This is a genomic window from Bradyrhizobium sp. B025 (genome assembly GCF_042257955.1).
In the GTDB taxonomy this organism is placed as follows: domain Bacteria; phylum Pseudomonadota; class Alphaproteobacteria; order Rhizobiales; family Xanthobacteraceae; genus Bradyrhizobium; species Bradyrhizobium diazoefficiens.
In genome coordinates this window covers 6,552,794-6,575,599 of sequence record NZ_CP170150.1, presented here as the reverse complement: position 1 = coordinate 6,575,599, position 22,806 = coordinate 6,552,794, and the positions used below count along the sequence as shown (strand labels likewise).

Sequence of the window (22,806 nt, the reverse complement as noted above, 5' to 3'; positions counted from 1 at the left end):
TGCTTGATCCCTGTGAACTGATCCACCTTACGTCTTCAGCAGCGGCGTGGGGAGTAACAAGCCTGTCGGGAAGCCCGGGACGGGCGGGGTCATCCAGCGGCGCGCCCGTCCGTGTCCGAACGACTGCACCTTGTTCGATCGCGCGAGCTCCTCGAGCGCGCGCTGCACGGTGCGCGCGCTCGTTCGGAGCGCCAGCGCGAGCGCCGAGCTCGACCACGGCTCGCCGTCGGAGAGAAAGGCCAGGACGGCGGCGTGTTTCTCCTCGACCGGCCGGGCCAGCACCAGGACGTCGCGCGTCTTGCGCGGCGCCAGCACGAAACCCTGCTTTGTCGCGCTGATTTCGGCCAGCGGCTTGAGCTGGGTGCGCAGCCGCCCGATCTCGACGCGCAATCGCGCGCGATGCGATTCATCGGCGTGCTTCGCCTGGAACGCACCTGATATCAGCACCTCTCGCGAGACATCCGCGGGCCAGGCCTGCGCCAGAAGACGGGCGAGCGCGAACAGCACCGGGCGCGTTCCGAGCGACACGGCAACGCCTTGCCTGCGCACCACATGATGGAAGGTGTCGACGACGAGCGCCGTCGAGGTCGCCAGTCTTTCGACCTCCCCGAGCAACAGCGGGTGTTCGCTGCCGCGAGCGATCAGGCGCGCGGCCGGCGTGTCGAGGATGCGGTTCGCGCTGTCGACCTCGGCCGAGAGTGCCGGGATCCCTGACAGCCGCGCTGCCTTCGCCGCGAGGCTGAGCGCGGTGCGCGCGGCTTCCGTCCTGAGCCGTCGGATCGCGATGCCCGCGACCACCAGCTCGCGCGCCACCTGGGACGCAGGCGGGAGCGATGCGCTGCCGACCTCGGCCAGCGTGCGCTCGGCCTCGTCGATGCGCCCGAGGAGGAGGAGACGGCGCGCCTCGATGTGGCCGGCATGGGCGGCATTGGCGAGATCGCCATGCTTTTCGAGCGTCGCCCGCGCGGCCGCGAGCGTCTTCGCGGGCCAGCTCAGGTCGCGCGAGACGAGCGCGATCTCGGCTTCCGCCACGACGCATCTTGCGCGTGCCACCGCCTCTCTCGGACCGAAGGCACGCGCGGCGCTGCGCAGCAGCGTCTTCGCCTTTGCGAGATCGCCGAGCTGCGCCATCGCGATGCCGCGCAGCGCCAGCGACGGTGCATCGTTGCGCAAGGCGACACGATTCAGTGCGCCGAGCGGATCGCCGGCTTCGAGCGCACGCGCCGCGGCGGTGATCAGCGACTCCATTTCAATCCCGCCACACTTGTTACTCCCACCACGCAACCGCTTGGTGCCAGAAATCGTTGACGGCCGACAATGTGCGGTGAGGGGCCAGCGGTTCCACGTCTGTCAGGCGCGGAATGAGCGCCCAGGAGAAAGGTTTGGAGAGCCATGACGACATCGGCAGAAAAAGCAGGAAGTAACGGACAGGCCGCCATGCAAACACCGCCGGTGGTGTCGCCGCAGGACTGGGAGGCAGCCCGTCAGCAACTGCTCGTGAAGGAAAAGGCGCATACCCGCGCCCGCGACGCGCTGGCCGCCGAGCGCCGGCGCATGCCCTGGATGGTCGTCGACAAAACCTATGCGTTCGAGGGGCCCGGCGGCAAGGTCAGTTTGCTCGACCTGTTCCAGGGCCGGCGGCAGCTGATCGTCTACCGGGCCTTCTTCGAGCCCGGCGTGTTCGGCTGGCCGGATCATGCCTGCCGCGGCTGCTCGATGGTCGCCGACCAGGTCGCCCATGTCTCGCACCTGAACGCCCGCGACACCACGCTGGTGTTCGCCTCGCGCGCGCCGCAGGCCGATATCGCCAGGCTGAAGAAGCGGATGGGCTGGACCATGCCGTGGGTCACCATCACCGACAGCTTCGATGCCGATTTCGGCGTGGACGAGTGGCACGGCACCAACGTGTTCTACCGCGATGAGACGCGCATCTTTCGCACCTATTTCGTCAAGAGCCGCGGCGACGAGCAGATGGGCGGCACCTGGAACTATCTCGACATCACGCCGCTCGGCCGGCAGGAGGTCTGGGAGGATTCACCCAAGGGCTATCCGCAGACGCCGACCTACAAATGGTGGAACTGGCACGACAGCTATGTCGAGGGCGCTGCGCCCGACAAGCGATGGGTCGAGGTCACGGACGCCGGCGAGAAGGCGTTTCGCGAGGAGGCCGCGGAGGGTCGTGACTAGTCCCGTCAGCGCAACTGCGCCCGCCAGCTGCGATGGCGTGACTGCCGCGCGCCGCCTCGCCAGATGGCTGGCCTTGGCGGCGACGCCGACCTTCGCGGTCATGGCCATGCTGACCGCCGCGCTCGGCGGCGGCCCGGCGGACATGCTGTGCGGCGCCGGGCAGGGCTCTCTGCTCGGCGGCATGGTGCCGATGTATCTCTTGATGAGCGCGTTTCATGCGGCGGCGTGGCTGAGGCTGATCGCGGAGTGGCGAGGGGCGGGCGGCGGGTGAGAGGCGGGTGAGAGGCTATCCCGTGCACGCCTCGGCCTTCGAGACGCCGCTGACGCGGCTCCTCAGGATGAGGATCAACTGGCATCCGTGCTTCAGCAAAGTGTCGCCGCACACTCAGCCCTCATCCTGAAGGCCCGCCGCAGGCGGGCGTCTCGAAGGATGATGTGATCCGCGCTTCGCCAATTCATGCAGCTCGGCAAAATCGCCGCGCATGAAGGCTTCCTTCTTGGCGCGGCTCCATTTCTTGAGTTTGCGTTCGCATTCGATCGCGTCCGTGACCCTGTCGAACCATTGCGAGAATACGAGCGTCACTGGCCTGCGTGACTTTGTATAGCCCGCGAACGCGCCGGTGTTGTGCTGCGCGATCCTGATTTCGAGTTCGGTTCGTGTTGTACCGATGTAGTAGCTGCCATCGGTGCATCTGAGAATGTAGAGCCACACGCCTTCAGTCATCGTGCACGCCTCGTCCTTCGAGACGACCGCTTCGCGGTCTCCTCAGGATGAGGCTAACTGGCATCTGCGGCTTGGTGCAAGAGATGAGTCGTGGTTGTTCGAGCTAACGGACGCCTCGGGAATGATTTGAAGCCACACACTCAGTCCTCATCCCGAGGGCCCGCCGAAGGTGGGCGTCTCGAAGGATGCGCTGCGATTTCCGATCCGGGCCTCAACACGTGGCACCGGCGCCGCTATTGTGCGCCCGACGCCGCCTGCAGATACGCAACCACCTTGGCTGCTTCGTCCGCGGAGACGCCGCCGTAGGGCTGCATCTTGTTGCCGGAGACAACTTCATCCGGCTTGACCATGAAGCGGGTGAGCTTGTCGTGGTCCCAGACGAAGCCGGCTTCCTTCATCGACGGAGAGTAGTTGTAGTCGGGCAGCGAGCCTGCCTTCCGTCCCACGATCTTGCTGAGATTGGGGCCCAGACGATTGTCGCCCTCCTTCACCGAGTGGCAGGTGCGGCAGGAATTGTTGAACGCCTGCTGAGCTGCCTCGTCGTTCGCCGGCTGCTGGGCGCGCGAAGACGGCGCGGACAGGAGCAGCGTCAATGCCCCGGCGCGGGCGATCGGGCGCAGCCATCTGCTTGGCGACGTTTGCAGGCGGGATTGCATCTGCGCCTCCATCGAGGATCGCGCCGCAACAGGCGCGCATCGGGATGTCGAGGGCCAACGAAAACGGCCCCGGTGGGTTCCGGGGCCGTTTGCGTCACAATGTCCTGTCGCTTTAGCGGGTCGCTGCGCCGAGCTCCGCGCGGCGCTCGGTCATCGGCAGCACGATCACCTTGGTGCCGACGCTGACGCGGGAGTAGAGGTCGGTGACGTCGTCGTTGGTCAGGCGGATGCAGCCTGAGGAGACGTGCTTGCCGATCGTGTCCGGCGCGTTGGTGCCGTGGATGCGGTAGATGGTGCCGCCGAGATACATGGCGCGGGCGCCGAGCGGGTTGCCGGGGCCGCCGGCCATGTGGCGCGGCAGATAGGGCTGGCGGGCGATCATCTCCGGCGGCGGGGTCCAATCTGGCCACTCGGCCTTCTTGGTCACCGACTGGACGCCGGACCAGGTGAAGCCGTCGCGGCCGACGCCGATGCCGTAACGAACGGCCTGGCCGTTGCCCAGCACGTAATAGAGATAGGTGTTGGGCGTATCGATGATGATGGTGCCCGGCGCTTCGCGCGTCGCGTAGGAGACGGTCTGGCGGCGGAAGCGGGCCGGCATCTCGACCGCGTCCTGGTCCTCGGAGGGCGCGCTCTGATAGGTCGGCGCCTGGTAGGGCTGATAGGGCTGATAGGGCTGCGGCGCGGCCATCGGCGGCAGCGGCTGGAAGAAGGGGAAGAGCTGCACCGGCGCGGCCTTGGCCGGACCTGCGAATGCGATTGCGGAGATCGCCACTGCACTGAAAGCAACGGCGCGCGAGTACGTCTTGAACGTGTCCAGATTGAACATGTGGTCGCCCCTGTTTGCGCGGGTGTTCGTGGTCACCCCGGCACCGTTGCGGTGCTCTGTTGCCTGGATCACTAACGGAAAGAAGTTTCGGGACGTTTGCGCGGAAAACCGAAAACGGTTTCATCGCGGCAAGGATTGTTTCATGACAGTTTCGTGGCCGCGTGGGTCCGTTAACGAACAAAACACCGGGCCGACACTTCTGTGACGTCACACGCCTGAAATATCCGTGGTTGATGGTCCAAAGCCGAGAATCATCAAACTCTCGGGATTTCCCCATGCGGGTATTAATCGCGACTGACGCCTGGCATCCGCAGGTTAACGGGGTGGTCCGGACGCTCACCTCGCTGGCGGGCGCCGCCAAGGCGCTCGACGTCGAGATCGACTTCCTCACGCCGGAAGGCTTTCCGTCGTGGCCGCTGCCGACCTATCCGGGCCTGCGTATTGCGCTGCCGAGCGCTAAGGAGATCGCGCGGCGGATCGAGAAGGCCGCACCGGAAGCGCTGCACATCGCGACCGAAGGGCCGATCGGCTGGGCCGCGCGGGCGTATTGCCGCCGCAACCGGCTCGCCTTCACCACCTCCTACACCACGCGCTTTCCGGAATATGTCTCGGTGCGGACCGGCATCCCCGCGAGCGTTGGCTATGCCGTGCTGCGCCACTTCCACGATGCCGCCGCCATGACCATGGTGGCGACGCCCTCGCTGCGGCAGGAGCTGTCCGAGCGCGGCTTCAAGCGGCTCGGCTTCTGGACGCGCGGCGTCAACACCGAGCTGTTCCACCCGGACTCTCCGGCCAAGCTCGATCTGCCGCGCCCGATCTTCATGACCATGGGCCGGGTGGCGGTGGAGAAGAATCTCGAAGCGTTCCTCGCGCTCGATCTGCCCGGCACCAAGGTCGTGGTCGGCGACGGCCCGCAGAAGGCGGCGCTCGAAAAGAAATATCCGGACGCGGTCTTCCTCGGTGAGAAGAAGGGCGCGGATCTCACGGCGCACCTCGCGGCTGCCGACGTCTTCGTGTTTCCGAGCCTGACCGACACGTTCGGCGTGGTGCAGTTGGAGGCGCTCGCCTGCGGCACGCCGGTTGCGGCGTTCCCGGTGACGGGCCCGAAGGACGTCATCGCCGATCATCCGATCGGTGCGATCGACCACGATCTGCGCACCGCGTGCCTCCGCGCGCTCACCATGTCGCGCGAGACCTGCCGCAATTTTGCGCTGGAGCGCTCCTGGGAGAACAGCGCGCGCCAGTTCGTCGGAAACCTCACCTCACTTCAGCCCAGCCGCATCCTGCGCGCCTCGCCAGTCATGGCGCGGCGGCCGGTGCGCGGCTGATCGACCTTTTGACCCACAGCGAGAACCTCACCGATGGCTAAGATCATGAACCTTGACGGCACCCAGCAGCTCGACCTCACCCGCGGCACGGTCGAGCAGGCCTACGATCGCTGGGCGCCCGTCTACGATCTCGTGTTCGGCGGCGTGTTCGCCAAGGGCCGGCAGGCCGCGATCGCAGCCACCAACAAGATCGGCGGCCGCGTGCTCGAGGTCGGCGTCGGCACCGGCATCTCGCTGCCGCTCTATGCCCCGAACCTGCGCATCTTCGGCACCGACATTTCGGAAGCGATGCTCGACAAGGCGCGCCAGCGCGTCGCCGACGGCAAGCTGAAGAATGTCGAAGGCCTTGCGGTGATGGATGCCGAGAAGCTCGAATTCCCCGACAATTCCTTCGACGTCGTAATGGCGCAATATGTCGTCACCGCCGTGCCGAACCCGGAGAAGGCGCTGGACGAATTCGCCCGCGTGCTGCGTCCGGGCGGCGAGCTGATCATCCTGACCCGCGTCAGCGCCGATGCCGGCATGCGCCGTTTCATCGAGCAGAAGCTGCAGCCGGTGGTGCGTCCGCTCGGCTTCCGCACCGCCGAGTTCGCCTGGTCGCGCTATGCCAAGTGGCTGGCCGGCGCCCCCGGCATCGAGCTCGCCGAGCGCCGGCTGATTCCGCCGCTCGGCCATTTCTCGCTGGTGCGCTTCCGCAAGGTCGACGTCGCCAAGGCTGCGTGACTGCTGCTCCTCATGGTGAGGAGGCGCGTGGCGCCGTCTCCCGGACGATGCTTCGCATCGCTCGGAGAACCTTCGAGACGCGCGTTCCGCGCTCCTCAGGATGAGGGGGGAGAGTAACACGTGCGTCATCGCGCCGCTGCACATCGTCACATGACAAAATGATGATGTCACACGGCGTACATCGAATCCCTGTAATCCCGTACCCGAAAGCATTTTGGGGGAGAGCATGATCAAGAATTATCTCGAGCAGCTGCGGATCCAGCGCTGGGACGACCATCGCTACTATCACCACAGCCGCATCAATCAGAGCCTGCACTTCATCAGCGCACTGAGCTTCCTCTTCGCCTATGTCTGGCTGTTCGTCGATCCCGTGATCTCGGCGCTGGTCGGCTGGCTGGTCTCGATGACCTCGCGCCAGGCCGGTCACTTCTTCTTCGAGCCGCACACTTACGACCACATCAACCAGGCGACGCACGAGTACAAGGAAGAGATCAAGGTCGGCTACAACCTTCAGCGCAAGGTGGTGCTGATGGCGATCTGGGCGGCCTCGCCGCTGGTGTTGCTTGCCGATCCGACGCTGTTCGGCCTGTTCACGCCTTGGGCGAGCGCGACCGACTTCATGCGGCAGGTCGCCAAGATCTGGCTCGTGGTCGGCGGCGGCGGTCTTCTGTTCCGTACCGTGCACCTGTTCTTCATCCGCGACGTCGAGACCGGCCTTGTCTGGATGACCAAAATCCTGACCGACCCCTTCCACGATCTGATGCTCTATCGCAGCGCGCCGCTCGCCCTGATGCGCGGCGAGCTGATGGACCCCGGCCTGCACCTCAACCCCGAGCACACGCTGGGCCTGATCTCCGAGCCCACGCTCGAAGAGCAGCACGCCTGAGCGCGCTGCGTACACACAACACTCCGATGTCTGATGGTTGCGTCATGCCCGGGCTCGTCCCGGGCATCCACGTCTTGGGGGCCTTTTCGCCTCTCCCCGCGCGCGGGGAGAGGCCGACGCGCGTAGCGCGGCGGGTGAGGGGGGCTCTCCGCGGGGGCGTGGCTAGCCGATCGCTCGCCAACTCTCACCGCGCTCGCGGTGAGTCCCCCTCACCCCAACCCTCTCCCCGCAAGCGGGGAGAGGGGGAGGATAGGGCGGTGTTCGGGGCGCAGCGAAAAGCCTCAGCGCCCAAAACGCTTGGCCAGCATCTCTTTCAAAATCTGCCGCTTGATGTTCTTGTTGGTGAGCGCGCCGTCGTGCCACCAGAAGCCGTCGGCCTTCATCTTCCCGGCCGCACGGACGAAGCGTTCGGCGACCTCGGTGAAGTCGGCGTCGGTGTAGTTCAGGCTGAAGATCAGCCGGCCGGTGCCGACCCAGCTCAGCGCCAGGCCTTCGGCGCGCAAATAGTATTGCAGCATCCAGTTGTAGCGGGACGGCGTGGTGTATTTCACCGTCCAGATCGACGAGAAGTTTGCGAACCGCACCGGCAGGCCGGCGCTCTCCATCATCTGGTTGAGCTTTTCCGCGCGGCCGTTCCAGGTCGCGTCCAGCCCGTCGTAGATGGCGCGGAAGTTCGGGCTGGCGAGCCGGCTCAAAAACTCGTCCATCGCCGTCATGACGTAGGGATGCGAGTTGAAGGTGCCGCGCGCGAAGCAGATGTCGGCGGGACGATCGTCGCGGAAGCGGCGCATCAGCTCGCGTTTGCCGCAGACGACGCCGACCGGCAGGCCGCCGGCGAGGCTCTTGCCGTAGGTCACCATGTCGGCGCGCACGCCAAAGTATTCCTGGGCGCCGCCCGCGGCGAGGCGGAAGCCGACGAAGACCTCGTCGAAGATCAGCACGATGCCGCGCTCGGTGCAGACCTCGCGCAGCTTCTTGAGCCACGCGGTGTAGGCCGCGCGATCGAAATTGCCGCCGCGGGAGCTGTCGACCAGCGAGGAGTCGCCGGGCGCGTTGGCGTTGGGATGCAGGCCCTGCAGCGGATTGACCAGCACGCAGGCGATGTCCTTGCGCGTGCGCAGGACATGCAGCGTCTTCTCCGACATCTCGGCGAGGGTATAAGTCTCGTGCGCGGGAATCGGATTGCCGACGCCGGGCTGCACATCGCCCCACCAACCGTGATAGGCCCCCGCAAAGCGGACGAGATGGGTGCGCCTGGTGTGGTAGCGCGCGAGCCGCACCGCCTGCATCACGGCTTCGGTGCCGGACATGTGGAACGAGACCTCGTCGAGGCCGGAGATCTGGCACAGTCGGGTCACGTTCTCGAGGATAACGGGGTGATAGGGGCCGAGCACGGGTCCGAGCGCATGCGCCCGCTTCTCGGAGCCCTCGATGCACTCCTTGTAGAAGTCGTTGCCGAAGATGTTGACGCCGTAGGACCCCGTGAGGTCGTAGGACGTGTTGCCGTCGACATCGGTGACCGTGACGCCGCGCGAAGACTCCATGAAGGTCGAGGTGCCCAGGTGCTCGCGGACGAGGCGCGAGAACTGGAACGGCACGCGGTAGCTCTCGGTGAAGTTCAGGTCGGAGATCTTTTCCGCGGCCTCCTTCGTCATCGCGCGCCCCTTGGGGTAGCGCTGGGCGTAGAGGCTTGCGAGGCGGAAGAAGCCGTCCTTGCGCTGCGCCGCGATGTTCGCGGGCGCGCCGTCGCAAGAGAAGTAGTCGTTCTCTCCGAACTCGTAGAACGGGAGCAGCCGGGCCACCCGGCGCGACATCTTGGAGTGCCCGGCGAGCGAGCGGTGCTTGGCGCGGGAGAGTTCGATCCGCGCCTTGAGCTTCGGGAAGGCGGCGGCAGCGGACGCTGCGGCGGCCACGGACATCGAGAGAATCGGGAGTGTCGTTTCCATGACAACAAGCGCTAATACTGCGAGCTGACAGATTCATGACAGTCAAAGCCCTCATCGCCTCTTTCACCCAGCAGGAAGACCTCAACTTCCTGTTGACCAACCGCATCCCCCGCGCCGCGTTGACCCGCTTCATAGGCTGGTTCTCCAAGATCGAGAATCCGTTGGTGCGGGATTTCTCGATCGCGCTGTGGAAGCTGTTCTCCGATCTCGACCTGTCGGAGGCGCGGAAAACGCATTTCAAGAGCCTGCACGACTGCTTCACCCGGGAGCTGAAGCCGGGCCTGCGTCCGTTTGATCCCGACCCATCCATTGTCGCCAGCCCCTCCGACGGCATCGTCGGCGCGCATGGCCGGATCGCGGATACCGAGCTGTTGCAGGTCAAGGGCGCGCCCTATTCGTTGCTCGATCTGCTGGGCGATTCCGCGCTGGTCGACCAGCACCGCAACGGATCCTTCGTCACACTGCGGCTGACCTCGAGCATGTATCATCGCTTCCATGCGCCCTATGACGCGCATATCGAGCGGGTCACGCTGATCCATGGCGATGTCTGGAACGTCAACCCGATCGCGCTGAAGCGGGTCGAGCGCCTGTTCTGCAAGAACGAGCGCGCGGTGATCCGCACGCATCTGTCCACCGGCGAGGCGGTGACGCTGGTGCCGGTCGCAGCGATTCTCGTCGCGAGCATCCGCCTGCACTTCCTCGACATGGTGCTGAACGCGCAGACGAAGGGCCCGGTCAACTTCCCCTGCGACGTCAACGTGAGCAAGGGCGAGGAGCTCGGCTGGTTCGAGCACGGCTCGACCATCATCATCCTCGCGCCCGGCGATTTTGCGTTTTGCGACGGCATCGCCGAGGGCACTCGCATTCGCGCCGGTCAAGCGCTGCTGAGGAGAAAGTAGCCTTCAATCCGCCGTCCCCGCCGCCTATATGGTCGGCGGGGACGAATAGATCGATACGGATTGGGCGATGGCGCGGGCGCCGGTGATGGCGGCGGGGGGGATTGTGCTACGGCGTGGTGCGCCGCCGCTGGTCGCGGTCGTGCGCCAGCGCAAGCGCAACGAATGGGTCTTGCCGAAGGGCAAGCTCGACGACGGCGAGACGCCGAAACAGGCCGCGCACCGCGAGGTGCTGGAAGAGACCGGTCACGAGGTCGCCATCCACGAATTCCTGGGCACGCTCGTCTATCAGTCGGGCGGCCGCTCCAAGGTCGTGCATTTCTGGCGCATGGAGGCCGAGGGCGGTCCGGTCCGCAAGCTGATGAACGACATCAAGGCGGTCGACTGGCTGACGCTGGACGATGCGATCGTGCGCCTGTCGCGCGAATACGAGCGCGCCTTCCTGATCCAGATCGGCCCGATCGCGATCGCCGCCGCCGGCCTTGCATCTTCGGCCGCACCCGAGCCGCGGCCGGCGAGCGACGACGTCGACGCAGCCTTGCAGACGCTGACGCCCGCCGAGGCTGCGTCGGTCGAAGAGCTGCGCCACGGCCTGTTGCAAAAGGTGAAGGCCTGGCTGCGCGGCGAGGCGTGAGTTGTCGTTTCTTACCTCTCCCCGCGCTTCAGCGGGGAGAGATCGGATCGCGCAAGCGATCCGGGTGAGGGGCAGGGCACACCGTTGCAAAAATGGAAGTCCATCCGACACGCACGACAATTATCGAGCTGGGTGCTCCGCCGACAATTGAAATCGAGCTCGCGGAAGCAGCCCCTCACCTCAACCCTCTCAGCGCGAGCGAAGCTCGTCGCGCCCCCGTAAGAACGGGGCGAGGGAGCGCACCGGCGATGTGGCGCACTCGATGCCTACCGCCGCTCTTTCTTCTCCTTCGGAGCGGGCGCCGGCTTGCGCGGCGCTGCGGGGCGTTGTGCGGCGGGCGGGCGCTGCTGGAATCCGCCCTGGCGCTGGATGCCGCCGGGCTGCTGGACTGCGGGCGGCTGGCCCGGCTGCAATCCGGTGCGCGGCGCTTGCGGCTGCGGTGTCGTGCCCGGCTGCGGCGGCACGGCTCCTCCCGGCTGTGCGGGAGTCTGGCCGGCGCGCGGCGGCTGGGTTTGCGGCGTGCCGCCGGGTTGGACGCTGGGTCCGGTGCGAGGTGCGCCGGCGGGCCGGCCCGCACCTTGCCGCTGACCCTGCTGCTGACCCTGCTGCTGCTGGCCCGCGCGCGGCGTACCCGGCTGCACCGCGCCGCCTTGTCCTTGTTGTCCCTGGCCCTGCCGCTGCGGCGGCTGAGCGCCTTGCCGGTTTGGCGTGCCCGGCTGCTGCTGACCCGGACGGTTGTTCTGGCCAGGCTGACCGTTCGGCCGCTGCGGCTGTTGGCCCGGCGCCGTCGTCGGCCGCAATTGTTGCTGCTGCGGCGGCTGCGCCGGTCGCGGAATACGGCTGATCGCGCTCGGATTGGCGCGGCGGAAGTCGCGCTGCTCGGTGACGATCTGGCGGCCCGTGGTCTGCGCCAGATGCACCTGGCTGACGAAGCTGCGGTCGCGCGCGATCTGCTGCGGGGCAATGGTGATCGGCACGGCCGCAAAGCGCATGCCACTTGTGCCGCCGGTGCCCGGCCGGATCGCAAAGCCGCTTGCGGCTTGCGTCAGCGCGCCGAGCCGCGTGCCGCTGGTGCGGTCGTTGACCTCGATGTGTCCGACCCGGCCGTCGGCGTCGGGATAGAGCTTGATGTTGACGTTGCTGGCGCTGCTCGCGGCCGCACCCTCGGGCACGTCGACGACGCCGGTGGTGCCGCGGATGCCGAGCGTCGCGGTCGGCGTCGCGATCTTCATGTCGCCGGTCTTTGCCACCGCCGCCGCAACGAAGGCAACCGTGCCCTTGCCGATGTCGAAGATCGCCGAATTCTGCTTGCCGCCGTCCTCATAGACGTAATTGTCGATGGTGATCCTGGCGCTGGCGGAAAGGTTGAACGTGGTCGCATCGTTGAAGGTGATGCCGAGCGAGGAGTTCGACGAGGTCTGCACGACGTCGTTGAGATAGATGTCGTCGCGCACGCGCAGCGGATAGGAATTCTTGTCGCGGATCACGGTCGCGATCCCCGTGACGGTCGCAACGTTGCCGATCGGCTCGACGGCGGCGGATTGAGCGTCCGCGGCCGGTGTCGGCGAAGCTGCGGGCGTCGGGGAGGGGGCGGGCACCGGCTGTGCCTGCGGCTGCGCCTGCGCGAGCTCGATTGCATCGGATGCACAAGCCACGCTCGCGCCGGCCAGCGGCAAGGCCAGCAGCGGAAGCGCGAACACGAAGCGGCGCCAGGCCACCATTGAAATCACGAGGGAGTCCCGGTGAGAAACGCGAGGCGAGATCGGCCGATTTCAGCCTGATTGAGCTGAATGGCGGATGAACATCTGTCGCATGGACGGGGCGAACGTTCAAACGCCACGTCCCCGTGTTAGGGACGTGGCGCTCTATTCTTGCTCGTCATTCCGGGGCGCGACAACGTCGCGAACCCGGAATCTAGAAGTTGTGGTGCGCGTTTGTGGTGCGAGATCCTCAGGTGCGCAATTGCGCACCATAGTTCGATGCTTCGCATCGCCCCGGGATGACGCGCTCCGCGCGTCAGCTCACGCGCTTCCAGGTCTGGCCGCCGCAGAACATGCCGCCGAAGGCACAGCCCTGCACGCGCATCGCGTTCGGGCCCTTCATCGCGATCGTCGAGTCGTAGTTGCGGCCTGAGTCGGGGTCGTGGATGCGGCCGCTCCACTTCGCGCCTTCGGGCTTCATGTTGATCAGGATGCGCTCGTTGGTCTTCTCGGCGTAGCCGCACAGATTGGCGCCGCACTGCTCGACGCGGACATTGCCCTTGTTCTCTTCGGTCGCCCAGACGCCGATCGGCGTGTTGGCGGCCGGCGCCGGCGCAGCGACCACCGGAGCCGGAGCGGGCGCGGGAGCAACGGCGACCGGCGCGGGCGCAGCAACGGGAGCCGCGGCGGGTGCGGGCTGCACCGTGTTGTCGAAGCCGACGGACGGAGCGGCGGCAACCGTCGTGGCGGGAGCTGCGGGGGCGGCAACCGCAGGCGCGGCCGGCGCGCTCGCCTGGACCGGCGCCTGCTGCACGGGCTGCGGCTGCACCGGAGCCGGCGTGGTGTCGACGTCATCGTCCTTGGAGCCAAGGCCCTTGAGGTTGATGTTGTTCAGCTTGATCGGCTTGTCCGACAGGCCCGGCGCGACGATGGTCACGCAGTTGAGCGAGGCGCAGTTGCGCGGCGTCTCGATGCGGATGTGCTGACCCTCGATCTGGAACGAGATCGAATTGCCGGCATGCGCGGCCGCGGTCGACGCGAGGAGGAGTGCGGTGGCGGCGACGGTGAGCTTGTTCATGACAACCTCCGGAAAATGCGTGGTCCCGATCTGGACTGAAGTCGCTGGTGGATGAAGCGTGGTTCGACCCTACGCCCGGCCCGTCCCGTCCTCCGTGATGGACATCACAAGGACCCGTGGCGCCTGGGTGAGCCAGCGCACACTCAGCCGCATTTCATCCCGCGTAACCTCGTCGCGACAGAGAGAGGGAGGCGCCGATGACGCGGCTTGCGATTTCGCTTGGCATATTGATCGCGCTGCTGGCGGTTGCGCCTTCAGCCCGGGCCGGTTCCTACTCCTTCTCGATCGGCGGCCACCGGTTCCATGTCGAGGCGCCCAGGAATTGCCGGTCCGCGTCCTGCGTCTCGATTTCCTCCAATCGCAGCTTTCGGCCGGCGGAGGACGTCGCCACGACGCCTGCTGCGCCTGTCCCACCGCCGGTCGTCCAGGCGCCGCTGCCGGTCTATCCGGCAACCCCGGCCCGGCCGCCACAGGCGATTGCGGTCGCGCCGCTACCTGCGCCGCCGCCCGTGCTCGCCGCGACGACGTCGCAGCCCGTTGTGCTGCCGCCGCCGCCAAGATCCGAGGTACCACGGATCGATGCACTCGGCCCCAATCCGCCACGGGTTGAGCTCTCGCGCACAGGTCCGCCGAAGCCGATCGCGCTCGATCCGCCGCGCATGGAGCCGCCGGTCGTCGCGCCGAAGCTCGAGATCAAGCCGACTACCACGATCGCACAGCGCAGTGACGACGAGTCGCCCGGCATGCCACTCGGGCAGTGGGAAAGCGACGGCGCCAAGGGCACGGTCCGCATCGAACGCTGCGGCTCTGCGCTATGCGGCTATGCGTTGACCGAGGCGTCGAGCAGGGGCGAGAGCGTGCTCGTCAACATGAAGCAGAAATCACACGACGTCTGGACCGGCAGCATCTACAGCCGCTCCACCGGCAACACTTATTATGCGAGAATGACGCTGAAGAGCGCCGGCAAGCTCTACGTCGAGGCCTGCGCGCTCGGCCGCTTCTGGTGCTCCGGCAACGACTGGATGCGCATTGAGGAGCCGCAGGAGCAGTTGGCCACGACATCGCGGCAGTGGGGTGTGCGGTCGTAGCAATGCACTCGGCTTACGCTCGCCCTCCCGGGGAAGGTAAGCGGTCTCCGGTGTGGTTGATCGATGGCCGCTAGATCATGCCGAGCACGATGGCGCCGACGAAGGCCATGGCGAGGTACGCGGTGATCACGCTCAGTCTCCCGGCGAACGTCATGCCGTTGCTCCCAAGAATACTGGCTCCCAAGAATCCTGGCTCCCAAGAATCCTGCGCTGGAGGATGCTCCGCTGGAGCAGGCTCCCGCCGCTCGCGCGCCCAACCAACATGGTTAACAGAAAGTCACGTTGTGAAAAAGTCAGCCTTGCTGTCGCTCATCCCCAGGAGCTGGCGCACGGCCGGGGCCGGCATGGTTAAGGAAGGCTGAAATCAACACGTTGAAGAGTCTTTAAGTAAATTCACCGAACGTGCGTGCATGACGCGCGGAGTTCGTTTGTATCTCGTCGGCTCCATCGTCCTTGTTTCGCTAGCGGGTTGCGGACGCGGCTTCTTCCAGGCCGAACGTGAACCGTGGCGGGCCGAGGCGGAAGCCGCATGCCTGAAATCCGGCGCGGTGAAAGAGAGTGCGGACATCGTCCGCATCGACCCGATCTCCGGGCCCGGCAGCTGTGGAGCGGAGTTTCCGCTCAAGGTCGCCGCCATCGGCGAAGCCTCGAGCAGCTACGGCTTTGCCGACGAAGAGCTGCGCCCGCCGGGCAATATCGGCAGCCAGCCGCGCTGGCCGGTGACGCAGCCGCGATCGAATCATCCGCAGAGCCAGAATAGTCCGGCATCCTCCTATCCGCAGCGGTCGAACTATCCCGAGAGCGCCGTGCGCCAGCCGTCCGGCTATGGCGCCTCGGCCGGGCCGATGTCGCTGAACGCGCCCGGCGTGGCGCCGCAGGAAGACGAGATCGACCTGCCGCCCGAGGGCACCGATGCCGCGGGCGCGGCGCGCTACATGAATGCGCCGAGCTATCCGGCGCGGCAGCCCGGTCCCGCACCTTATTCGCAGGCGCCAGCGCAGCAGCCGCTGCCGCGGCTCGGTCCCGCGCAGGGCAATCCCGTCACCGCCGTCGGCCCCGTCGCGGTAAAGCCGACCGCGACGCTGGCCTGTCCGATCGTGTCCGAGCTCGACCGCTGGCTCGCCGACACCGTGCAGCCGTCGGCGATGCGCTGGTTCGGCGCCCGCGTCGTCGAGCTCAAGCAGATCTCGGCCTATTCCTGCCGCGGCATGAACGGCAATCCGCACGCCCACATTTCCGAGCATGCCTTCGGCAACGCGCTCGACATCGCCGCCTTCGTGCTCGCCGACGGCCGCCGCGTCACGGTGAAGGACGGCTGGCGCGGCATGCCGGAAGAGCAGGGCTTTCTGCGCGACGTGCAGTCAGGGGCGTGCGCGCATTTCACCACGGTGCTCGCGCCGGGCTCGAACGTCTATCACTACGATCACATCCACGTCGATCTGATGCGCCGGGCCAGCCGCCGGCTGATCTGCCAGCCGGCCGCCGTCTCCGGCGAAGAGGTCGCCGGGCGCGCGCAGCAGCGCAACCCTTACGCCGGCAGGCGCGATCCCTATGTCACCGGCTCGCTCGGAGCGCGCAAGGCAACGACGCGCAAGCAGGAAGAAGACGAGTACGCCGACGATTAGGCGCGTTCGCGAGTAGCCCTACGCAGTCAGAAAGTTATTTCGAGGCCGGCTTCGACGGTGCGGGGACCACCCCCATGCACAGCTGCACCTCGCCGGGGACGTTGTAGGTGCGCATGATATGGCGGCTGTCGCGCAAGCCGGACGCCTCACGTTGCACCACGAACATCCAGAGCGCCTGGCCGGCTTCCATCACCAGCTTGCGCCTCGCCGCCTGCATCGAGGCCGGCGTCCCCGAGGCTGCGTGGGCGGCGTCGAACTCGCGCAAGCGCGCAAGGCTCTGCTCGAGTGTGCGGCCCATCCGTCCAAGCGCCGAGGCCTGTTCCTGGACGATCTCATAATGGAGGATATCGACAGGCGGGCGAAGATCACGGGACATGGCCGCAAATATAATGCCGCGAGACCGGCATGCGCAACGCGTGGCGTGCTCGCCGTTACTTCGCCCGGTACGCCGCCAGGAACATCCGCGTCGCGCTGTTGACCACCTCGGTCATGCGCTCTTCCGACGGTGCGGGCGCGGCCTGGAAGACGAAGGGCAGGAAGAGCGAGGCCTTGCACAGTTCCATGAACTGCGAGGCGGCAAGGTCGCAATCGTCGATCGTGAGATCGCCGGCGGCGGCGTGGGCTTTGAGATAATCGGAGAGGCGGTTGATGGTCTTGTCCAGCACCCGCGCGTAGTAGCGGCGGCCGACATCGGGCATGCGCTCGGCGATCGCCATCACGGTGCGGATCGCCGATCCGCCGCCCGGCCGGCAGAGCAGATGGATGTAGGCCCGGCCGAACTCATTCAGCGTGGTCTCGGCATCGCGGGCGGGATCGAAATTGAACACGACCTGACCGTGCTGTAGCGCCTCCTGCTCGAGGATGGCTTCGAACAGCGCGCATTTGTCGGCGAAGTAGACATAGAGCGTGCCCTTGGAGACCTGCGCCGCGCGCGCGATCTCGCCCATGCTGGCACCGTCGAAGCCGAGATCCATGAACACCTTGCGGGCCCCGTCCAGGATCTGGCGGCGCTTGGAGCTGTCCTCCTCCTGGATGACGTGCAGATGTTCGCTGGCAGCTACAACCATTGGTTCAGGGTCTCGGAAGGTTTCTGGACGAGGTGCCGAACTATGAAACGCAAATAAAGGATTCGGGCCAGTAGGGTCCGACGCTTGATATTATGTATATTGACCGAACGGTTCGGTCAATGATATTTGGGTTAAGCGAGGGGAACACGCCGCAGGCGGCCGTCCTTCATCGCGCTTTTTTTTGAGGAGGCCTTTATGGCCGTATCGAGAGACCAGGCTGCGCGCGTCCTTCGCCAGGATACGGTGGAGACGAATTCGGCGAACGTTGAACCTGTGACCGAGACGTCCGCCGTTCTCGCCGAGCAGTTGCGCTCCCATGTGGCCGAGGAAGCGAAGCGCCGCAGCGAGGCGCCGGGGAAGCCCGTGACCGACAAGCCGGCCACACCCGGGTCAGACGCGCCCGCTGCTAGCGGCACGCCGAAATCCGGCAAGCGCAAATTCGTCCTGGTGGGCGTCGGTCTCGTGCTGGCGCTCGCGGCAGCCGGCTATGCCGGCTATTACACGCTGGTCGGCCGCTTCTACATCGCCACCGACGACGCCTATGTCCGCGCCAACAACACCATGCTCGGCGCGCGCGTTGCCGGCCACATTTCCTCGATCCTTGCTGGCGACAACACGACGGTGCGCGCCGGCGACGTCATCTTCCGCATCGACGACGGCGACTACAAGATCGCGGTCGATGCCGCCGCGACCAGGATCGCGACCCAGCAGGCCACCATCGATCGCATCGGTCGCCAGATCGCGGCGCTCGAGAGCCAGGTTGCCCAGGCCAAGGCGCAGCTCGTCTCGGCTGAAGCGGGCCTCAAGCGCGCCGACCTCGATTATGAGCGCCAGCAGGCGCTGAGCAGCAAGGGCTTTGCCTCGCGCGCCACCTTCGAGAGCTCGGAAGCCGGACGCGACCAGGGCGCCGCCGCGGTCAAGGCCGCGCAGGCCGCCTATGACGTCGCCGTCAGCAACGTCGACGTCACCAAGGCGCAGCAGGCCGAAGCCCAGGCCCAGCTTGCCGAGCTCAAGACCTCGCTCGCCAAGGCCGAGCGCGATGTCGCCTTCACCGCGGTGCGCGCGCCGGTCAACGGCACGTTCTCGAATCGCCTCGTCAGCGCCGGCGACTTCGTCGCGGTCGGCCAGCGGCTCGGCAACGTCGTGCCGCTCGACGACGTCTATATCGACGCCAACTTCAAGGAAACGCAGCTCAAGCGCATCCGCCCCGGCCAGCCGGTGACGATCAAGGTCGATGCCTATGGCATGCGCAAGTTCTCCGGCGTCGTCGACAGCATCGCGGCGGGCGCGGGCTCGGTGTTCACGCTGCTTCCGCCTGACAACGCCACCGGCAACTTCACCAAGATCGTGCAACGCGTGCCGGTCCGCATCCGCGTGCCGAAGTCGGTGGCGAAGCAGAACCTGCTCCGCGCCGGCATGTCGGTCTACGCGACCGTCGACACCAACAAGGGCGCGGCCGACGCCGACAGCGAGGTCGATCTCGACGATCCCACCATGATCCATCCGCAGTAAGAGCACCTTAAACGCTGCGAGGTCGGACCATGGCCAACGCCACCACTGCTTCACCTGCCATGATGGCGGCCCCCGCTTCGGAGCGCATCGCGCCGAAGCGGCTGTTCGCCTTCATCATCATGGTGTTCGGGATGTTCATGTCGATCCTGGACATCCAGATCGTCTCGGCGTCCCTCAGTGAAATCCAGGCCGGCCTGTCGGCGAGCTCGAGCGAAGTCTCCTGGGTCCAGACCGCCTATCTGATCGCCGAAGTCATCGCGATCCCGCTGTCGGGTTTCCTGTCGCGCGCCTTCGGCACGCGGCTCTTGTTCGCGATCTCGGCCGCGGGCTTCACCGCCTCGAGCCTGCTCTGCGGCTTCGCCACCACCATCGAGGAGATGATCCTCTGGCGCGCGCTCCAGGGCTTCCTCGGCGCCGGCATGATCCCGACCGTGTTCGCCTCGGCCTACACCGTGTTCCCGCGCTCGAAATTCCACATCGTCGGTCCCATCATCGGGCTGGTCGCGACCCTGGCTCCCACGATCGGGCCGACCGTCGGCGGCTACATCACCGACCTGATGTCGTGGAACTGGCTGTTCTTCATCAACGTCGTGCCCGGCATCGCCATTACCTTGGGCGTGCTGGCGCTGGTCGATTTCGACGAGCCGCATTTCGAATTGCTCGACCGCTTCGACTGGTGGGGCCTGCTGTTCATGGCCGGCTTCCTCGGCACGCTGGAATACGTGCTGGAGGAAGGCCCGCAATATGAATGGCTGCAGGACACGACAGTGGCGATCTGCGCCTGGATCTGCGCCATCTCGGCGATCGCCTTCTTCTGGCGCGTCTTCACGGCGGCCGAGCCGATCGTCAATCTGCGCACCTTCTCCAACCGCAACTTTGCGGTCGGCTGCGTGCTCCAATTCTGCATCGGCATCGGCCTCTACGGCCTGACCTACATCTATCCGCGCTATCTCGCCGAGGTGCGCGGCTACAGCGCGCTGATGATCGGCGAGACCATGTTCGTGTCGGGCATCACCATGTTCCTGGTCGCGCCGCTGGTCGGTCGTCTCATGGTGAAGATCGACATGCGATACATGATCGCCTTCGGCCTCGTCGTGTTCGCGATCGGCTCCTACCAGATGACCTGGATCACCCGCGACTACGATTTCTACGAGTTGCTGGTGCCGCAGATCCTGCGCGGCGTCGGCATGATGTTCGCAATGGTGCCGACCAACAACATCGCGCTCGGCACGCTGGCCCCTGACAGGGTGAAGAACGCCTCGGGCCTGTTCAACCTGATGCGCAATCTCGGCGGCGCGGTCGGGCTTGCCGTCATCAACACCGTGCTCAACAACCGTACCGACCTGCACATCACGCGCCTCCAGGAGCGCGTGACCTGGGGCAACGCGACCGCGACCGAAACCCTGACCATGTTCATGCAGAAGTTCCAGGGGCTCGGCGATTCCGCGCTGATGGCGATGAGGCAGCTCTCGCAGCTGGTGCACCGCCAGGCCGTGGTGATGAGCTTCGGCGATGCCTTCTTCATGCTGACGCTGTTCTATCTCGGCCTCAGCCTGCTGGTCACGCTGCTGAACAAGCCGGCCTCGATGACCGGCGGCGGCGACGCGCACTGACGCCACGCACGCTGTCGTCGCTCGGCTTGACCGGGCGACCCAGTACTCCGGGACGGTAGTGGTTGAGCCGAGAGGCCGCGGCGTACTGGATGCCCCGCCTTCGCGGGGCATGACAGTGGAAGATGAGATCGACGGCAGCTGCGAACCAAATTGCAACACTCGTTCGTGATCTCGCGCGAGCCCCGTTGCAAACCGCGAACGGCACATCTATAAAGCGCACCTCATTCAATCGAACCGGGAGGGATTTGCATGATTTCGTCGCATTCGCAGATCGTTCGCCCGCGTTCGTTGTTCTGGTTCGGTATGTCGGCGGCCTGTTAGAGGCCTCTTCCGCCAGATTCGATCGGGTCACGAGTCCCGATCGCCCCACTTCCCCAAGTCAAAATCACCTGTGAGTGACGCCGTCTGCCCTTCGTGGCCGACTTGCGTCCGTTGATGGAGCCGGCCCGCGCCAAAAGCGGCTGGATGATGTCATGACCTCTCTCTCAAAAAGGCCCGCGGCGATACGCGTGGTGTTGCCCTTCGTGTTCCGGCACTGGCTGAACCAGCCCGGTCGCGGCCTGATCGTGGCCGGTGGCCTGCTGGGCGCGACCGTCGCCGACCTGTTCATGCCGGTCTTCTCCGGACATCTGGTCGATGCGCTGACACGCGGTTCGTCCGATCCTGACGCGCGCCACGGGGCGCTGGTTGCGTTCGGCGCCATCGTGGCGCTCGGTGCGGCCTCCGTGGTGCTGAGGTTGATCGGTCTCCAGGCGATCGTCCCGTTCACGCTCAAGATCATGTCGGATGTCGCCCAGGGCGCCTTCATGCGTGTGCAGCGCTTCTCGACCGACTGGCACGCCAACTCCTTTGCCGGCTCCACGGTGCGCAAGATCACCCGCGGCATGTGGGCGCTCGACCTGCTCAACGACACCATCCTGATGGCGTTGGCGCCGTCTCTGCTGGTGTTGATCGGCTCCATGGTCCTGATCGGCCTGCACTGGGCCTCGCTCGGCGCGGTGATCGCGGTGGGAGCGCTGTTCTACGTCGCCATCACCGTGCTGTTCTCGACGCGCTACATCGCGCCGGCCGCGCGAATCTCCAACGCCTGGGACACCAAGGTCGGCGGCACGCTGGCGGACGCGCTGACCTGCAACGCCGTGGTGAAATCCTTCGGCGCCGAGCTGCGCGAGGATACGCGGCTCGCCCGCGTCATCAACCGCTGGCGCGTTCGGGTGCGGCGGACCTGGTTTCGCTACAACTACACGGCCATGGCGCAGCTCTCGCTGCTGCTGGCCTTGCGTGCGTCCGTGATCGGCGGCTCGGTGCTGCTGTGGATGAGCGGGCATGCCTCGCCCGGCGACGTCACCTATGTGCTGACGAGCTACTACGTCATCCACGCATATCTGCGCGACGTCGGCATGCACATCAACAACCTGCAGCGCTCGGTCAACGACATGGACGAGCTGGTGGCGATCCATGACGAGCCGATCGGGATTGTCGATGCGCCGGACGCGCGGCCGATCGCGATCGAGGGCGGCGAGATCGCGTTCGACGACGTCACGTTCCACTATGGCGGCCACCGCGCGCCGCTGTACGACGGCCTGTCGGTCACGATCCGCGCCGGCGAACGGGTCGGCCTGGTCGGCCGCTCCGGCTCCGGCAAGACCACCTTCGTCAAGCTGGTGCAGCGGCTCTACGACGTCTCCGGTGGTCGCGTGCTGATCGACGGGCAGGACATCGCGCTGGCTACGCAGCAATCGCTGCGCAGCCAGATCGCGATCGTGCAGCAGGAGCCGATCCTGTTCCACCGCTCGCTCGCCGAGAACATCGCCTATGGCCGGCCCGGCGCAAGCCTGGAGGCGATCGAGCAGGCGGCGCGGCTGGCCAATGCGCACGACTTCATCCTGCGTCTGCCCAAGGGCTACGGCACGCTCGTCGGCGAGCGCGGCGTGAAGCTGTCGGGCGGCGAGCGGCAGCGCGTGGCGCTGGCGCGCGCCTTCCTGGCGGACGCGCCGGTGCTGATCCTGGACGAGGCGACCTCGAGCCTCGATTCGGAATCCGAAGCGCTGATCCAGCAGGCGATGGAGCGGCTGATGAAGGGGCGCACCTCGATCGTGATCGCGCACCGGCTGTCGACGGTGCGCAGCCTCGATCGGATCCTGGTGTTCGACCGCGGCGAGATCGTCGAGCAGGGCACCCACGCCGTGCTCGCAGGCAAGCCCGGCGGCATCTATCGCGGCCTGTTCGAGCGCCAGGTGCTCGGGCACCTCGCAGCAGCGGAATGAGAGGCGCGCGGCGGCGGGACGAAAGTCCCGCCGTCACGCCGCCCACG

21 protein-coding genes are annotated in these 22,806 nt (G+C 66.3%); 12 read left to right on the top strand and 9 right to left on the bottom strand.

What is annotated here, in order from left to right; all coding sequences use genetic code 11:
* Positions 1-27 precede the first annotated feature (27 nt).
* Positions 28-1,248: a helix-turn-helix domain-containing protein gene (locus ACE10W_RS30920; RefSeq protein ID WP_375762329.1), complete on the bottom strand. Its 1,221-nt coding sequence runs from the start codon at positions 1,246-1,248 to the stop codon at positions 28-30.
* A 144-nt stretch (positions 1,249-1,392) separates the two neighbouring features.
* Here ACE10W_RS30920 and ACE10W_RS30915 point away from each other — a divergent pair, with 144 nt between their 5' ends.
* Positions 1,393-2,187 (top strand): DUF899 domain-containing protein, encoded by a 795-nt coding sequence (locus ACE10W_RS30915; protein ID WP_375762328.1) that lies wholly within the window; start codon positions 1,393-1,395, stop codon positions 2,185-2,187.
* The gene (locus ACE10W_RS30910; protein WP_011089379.1) at positions 2,180-2,458 is read left to right on the top strand and encodes a hypothetical protein; all 279 of its coding nucleotides are present in this window, start codon (positions 2,180-2,182) and stop codon (positions 2,456-2,458) included. The genes ACE10W_RS30915 and ACE10W_RS30910 overlap by 8 nt, the downstream gene beginning before the upstream one ends.
* Positions 2,459-2,572: 114 nt before the next feature.
* On the opposite strand, the gene ACE10W_RS30905 is transcribed toward ACE10W_RS30910, so the two are convergent.
* From ACE10W_RS30905 to ACE10W_RS30895, 3 genes are all read right to left on the bottom strand, one after another.
* Positions 2,573-2,911 (bottom strand): GIY-YIG nuclease family protein, encoded by a 339-nt coding sequence (locus ACE10W_RS30905; RefSeq protein WP_011089378.1) that lies wholly within the window; start codon positions 2,909-2,911, stop codon positions 2,573-2,575.
* Between the two features lie 233 nt (positions 2,912-3,144).
* Positions 3,145-3,567, bottom strand: a complete 423-nt coding sequence (locus ACE10W_RS30900; RefSeq protein WP_375762327.1) for a c-type cytochrome — start codon at positions 3,565-3,567, stop codon at positions 3,145-3,147.
* Between the two features lie 112 nt (positions 3,568-3,679).
* Positions 3,680-4,396: a L,D-transpeptidase gene (locus ACE10W_RS30895; RefSeq protein ID WP_375762326.1), complete on the bottom strand. Its 717-nt coding sequence runs from the start codon at positions 4,394-4,396 to the stop codon at positions 3,680-3,682.
* Positions 4,397-4,671: 275 nt separating this feature from the next.
* On the opposite strand from ACE10W_RS30895, the gene ACE10W_RS30890 reads away from it, so the two are divergent.
* The 3 genes from ACE10W_RS30890 (at position 4,672) to ACE10W_RS30880 (ending at position 7,333) form a co-directional block, all read left to right on the top strand.
* The gene (locus ACE10W_RS30890; protein WP_375762325.1) at positions 4,672-5,724 is read left to right on the top strand and encodes a glycosyltransferase family 4 protein; all 1,053 of its coding nucleotides are present in this window, start codon (positions 4,672-4,674) and stop codon (positions 5,722-5,724) included.
* A 33-nt stretch (positions 5,725-5,757) separates the two neighbouring features.
* Complete coding sequence (locus ACE10W_RS30885; protein ID WP_375762324.1) at positions 5,758-6,447, top strand: methyltransferase domain-containing protein; 690 nt, start codon at positions 5,758-5,760, stop codon at positions 6,445-6,447.
* 226 nt (positions 6,448-6,673) lie between these two features.
* Positions 6,674-7,333 carry a hypothetical protein gene (locus ACE10W_RS30880; RefSeq protein ID WP_060908622.1) on the top strand — a complete coding sequence of 220 codons (660 nt, stop codon included), beginning with the start codon at positions 6,674-6,676 and terminating at the stop codon, positions 7,331-7,333.
* Positions 7,334-7,614: 281 nt separating this feature from the next.
* Here the strand turns inward: ACE10W_RS30880 and ACE10W_RS30875 are convergent, their stop codons facing one another.
* Positions 7,615-9,279: an aminotransferase class III-fold pyridoxal phosphate-dependent enzyme gene (locus tag ACE10W_RS30875; protein ID WP_375762323.1), complete on the bottom strand. Its 1,665-nt coding sequence runs from the start codon at positions 9,277-9,279 to the stop codon at positions 7,615-7,617.
* A 35-nt stretch (positions 9,280-9,314) separates the two neighbouring features.
* Here ACE10W_RS30875 and asd point away from each other — a divergent pair, with 35 nt between their 5' ends.
* Together asd and ACE10W_RS30865 are read left to right on the top strand one after the other, a co-directional pair.
* Entirely contained in the window at positions 9,315-10,178 is an 864-nt protein-coding gene (gene asd / locus ACE10W_RS30870) for an archaetidylserine decarboxylase (protein WP_375762322.1), read from the top strand.
* A gap of 67 nt (positions 10,179-10,245) precedes the next feature.
* Positions 10,246-10,809 (top strand): NUDIX hydrolase, encoded by a 564-nt coding sequence (locus ACE10W_RS30865; protein ID WP_375762321.1) that lies wholly within the window; start codon positions 10,246-10,248, stop codon positions 10,807-10,809.
* 266 nt (positions 10,810-11,075) lie between these two features.
* On the opposite strand, the gene ACE10W_RS30860 is transcribed toward ACE10W_RS30865, so the two are convergent.
* Positions 11,076-12,530 carry a FecR domain-containing protein gene (locus tag ACE10W_RS30860; RefSeq protein ID WP_375762781.1) on the bottom strand — a complete coding sequence of 485 codons (1,455 nt, stop codon included), beginning with the start codon at positions 12,528-12,530 and terminating at the stop codon, positions 11,076-11,078.
* A gap of 295 nt (positions 12,531-12,825) precedes the next feature.
* Positions 12,826-13,587 (bottom strand): DUF2147 domain-containing protein, encoded by a 762-nt coding sequence (locus ACE10W_RS30855; protein WP_375762320.1) that lies wholly within the window; start codon positions 13,585-13,587, stop codon positions 12,826-12,828.
* 197 nt (positions 13,588-13,784) lie between these two features.
* Between ACE10W_RS30855 and ACE10W_RS30850 the strand changes: the two genes are divergently transcribed.
* Together ACE10W_RS30850 and ACE10W_RS30845 are read left to right on the top strand one after the other, a co-directional pair.
* On the top strand, positions 13,785-14,675 hold the full coding sequence (locus ACE10W_RS30850) for a DUF2147 domain-containing protein (RefSeq protein WP_375762319.1): 891 nt from the start codon (positions 13,785-13,787) through the stop codon (positions 14,673-14,675).
* 410 nt (positions 14,676-15,085) lie between these two features.
* Positions 15,086-16,300: an extensin family protein gene (locus ACE10W_RS30845; RefSeq protein WP_375762318.1), complete on the top strand. Its 1,215-nt coding sequence runs from the start codon at positions 15,086-15,088 to the stop codon at positions 16,298-16,300.
* A gap of 34 nt (positions 16,301-16,334) precedes the next feature.
* On the opposite strand, the gene ACE10W_RS30840 is transcribed toward ACE10W_RS30845, so the two are convergent.
* Positions 16,335-16,676: a DUF6665 family protein gene (locus ACE10W_RS30840; protein ID WP_028176263.1), complete on the bottom strand. Its 342-nt coding sequence runs from the start codon at positions 16,674-16,676 to the stop codon at positions 16,335-16,337.
* 55 nt (positions 16,677-16,731) lie between these two features.
* Positions 16,732-17,367, bottom strand: a complete 636-nt coding sequence (locus tag ACE10W_RS30835; protein WP_304567410.1) for a TetR/AcrR family transcriptional regulator — start codon at positions 17,365-17,367, stop codon at positions 16,732-16,734.
* A 195-nt stretch (positions 17,368-17,562) separates the two neighbouring features.
* On the opposite strand from ACE10W_RS30835, the gene ACE10W_RS30830 reads away from it, so the two are divergent.
* The 3 genes from ACE10W_RS30830 (at position 17,563) to ACE10W_RS30820 (ending at position 22,759) form a co-directional block, all read left to right on the top strand.
* Positions 17,563-18,879 (top strand): HlyD family efflux transporter periplasmic adaptor subunit, encoded by a 1,317-nt coding sequence (locus ACE10W_RS30830; protein WP_375762317.1) that lies wholly within the window; start codon positions 17,563-17,565, stop codon positions 18,877-18,879.
* 29 nt (positions 18,880-18,908) lie between these two features.
* A complete protein-coding gene (locus ACE10W_RS30825; protein ID WP_375762316.1) occupies positions 18,909-20,492 on the top strand; it encodes a DHA2 family efflux MFS transporter permease subunit in 1,584 nt (527 codons plus the stop codon).
* Positions 20,493-20,965: 473 nt separating this feature from the next.
* On the top strand, positions 20,966-22,759 hold the full coding sequence (locus ACE10W_RS30820; RefSeq protein ID WP_375762315.1) for an ABC transporter ATP-binding protein: 1,794 nt from the start codon (positions 20,966-20,968) through the stop codon (positions 22,757-22,759).
* Positions 22,760-22,806: the final 47 nt, after the last annotated feature.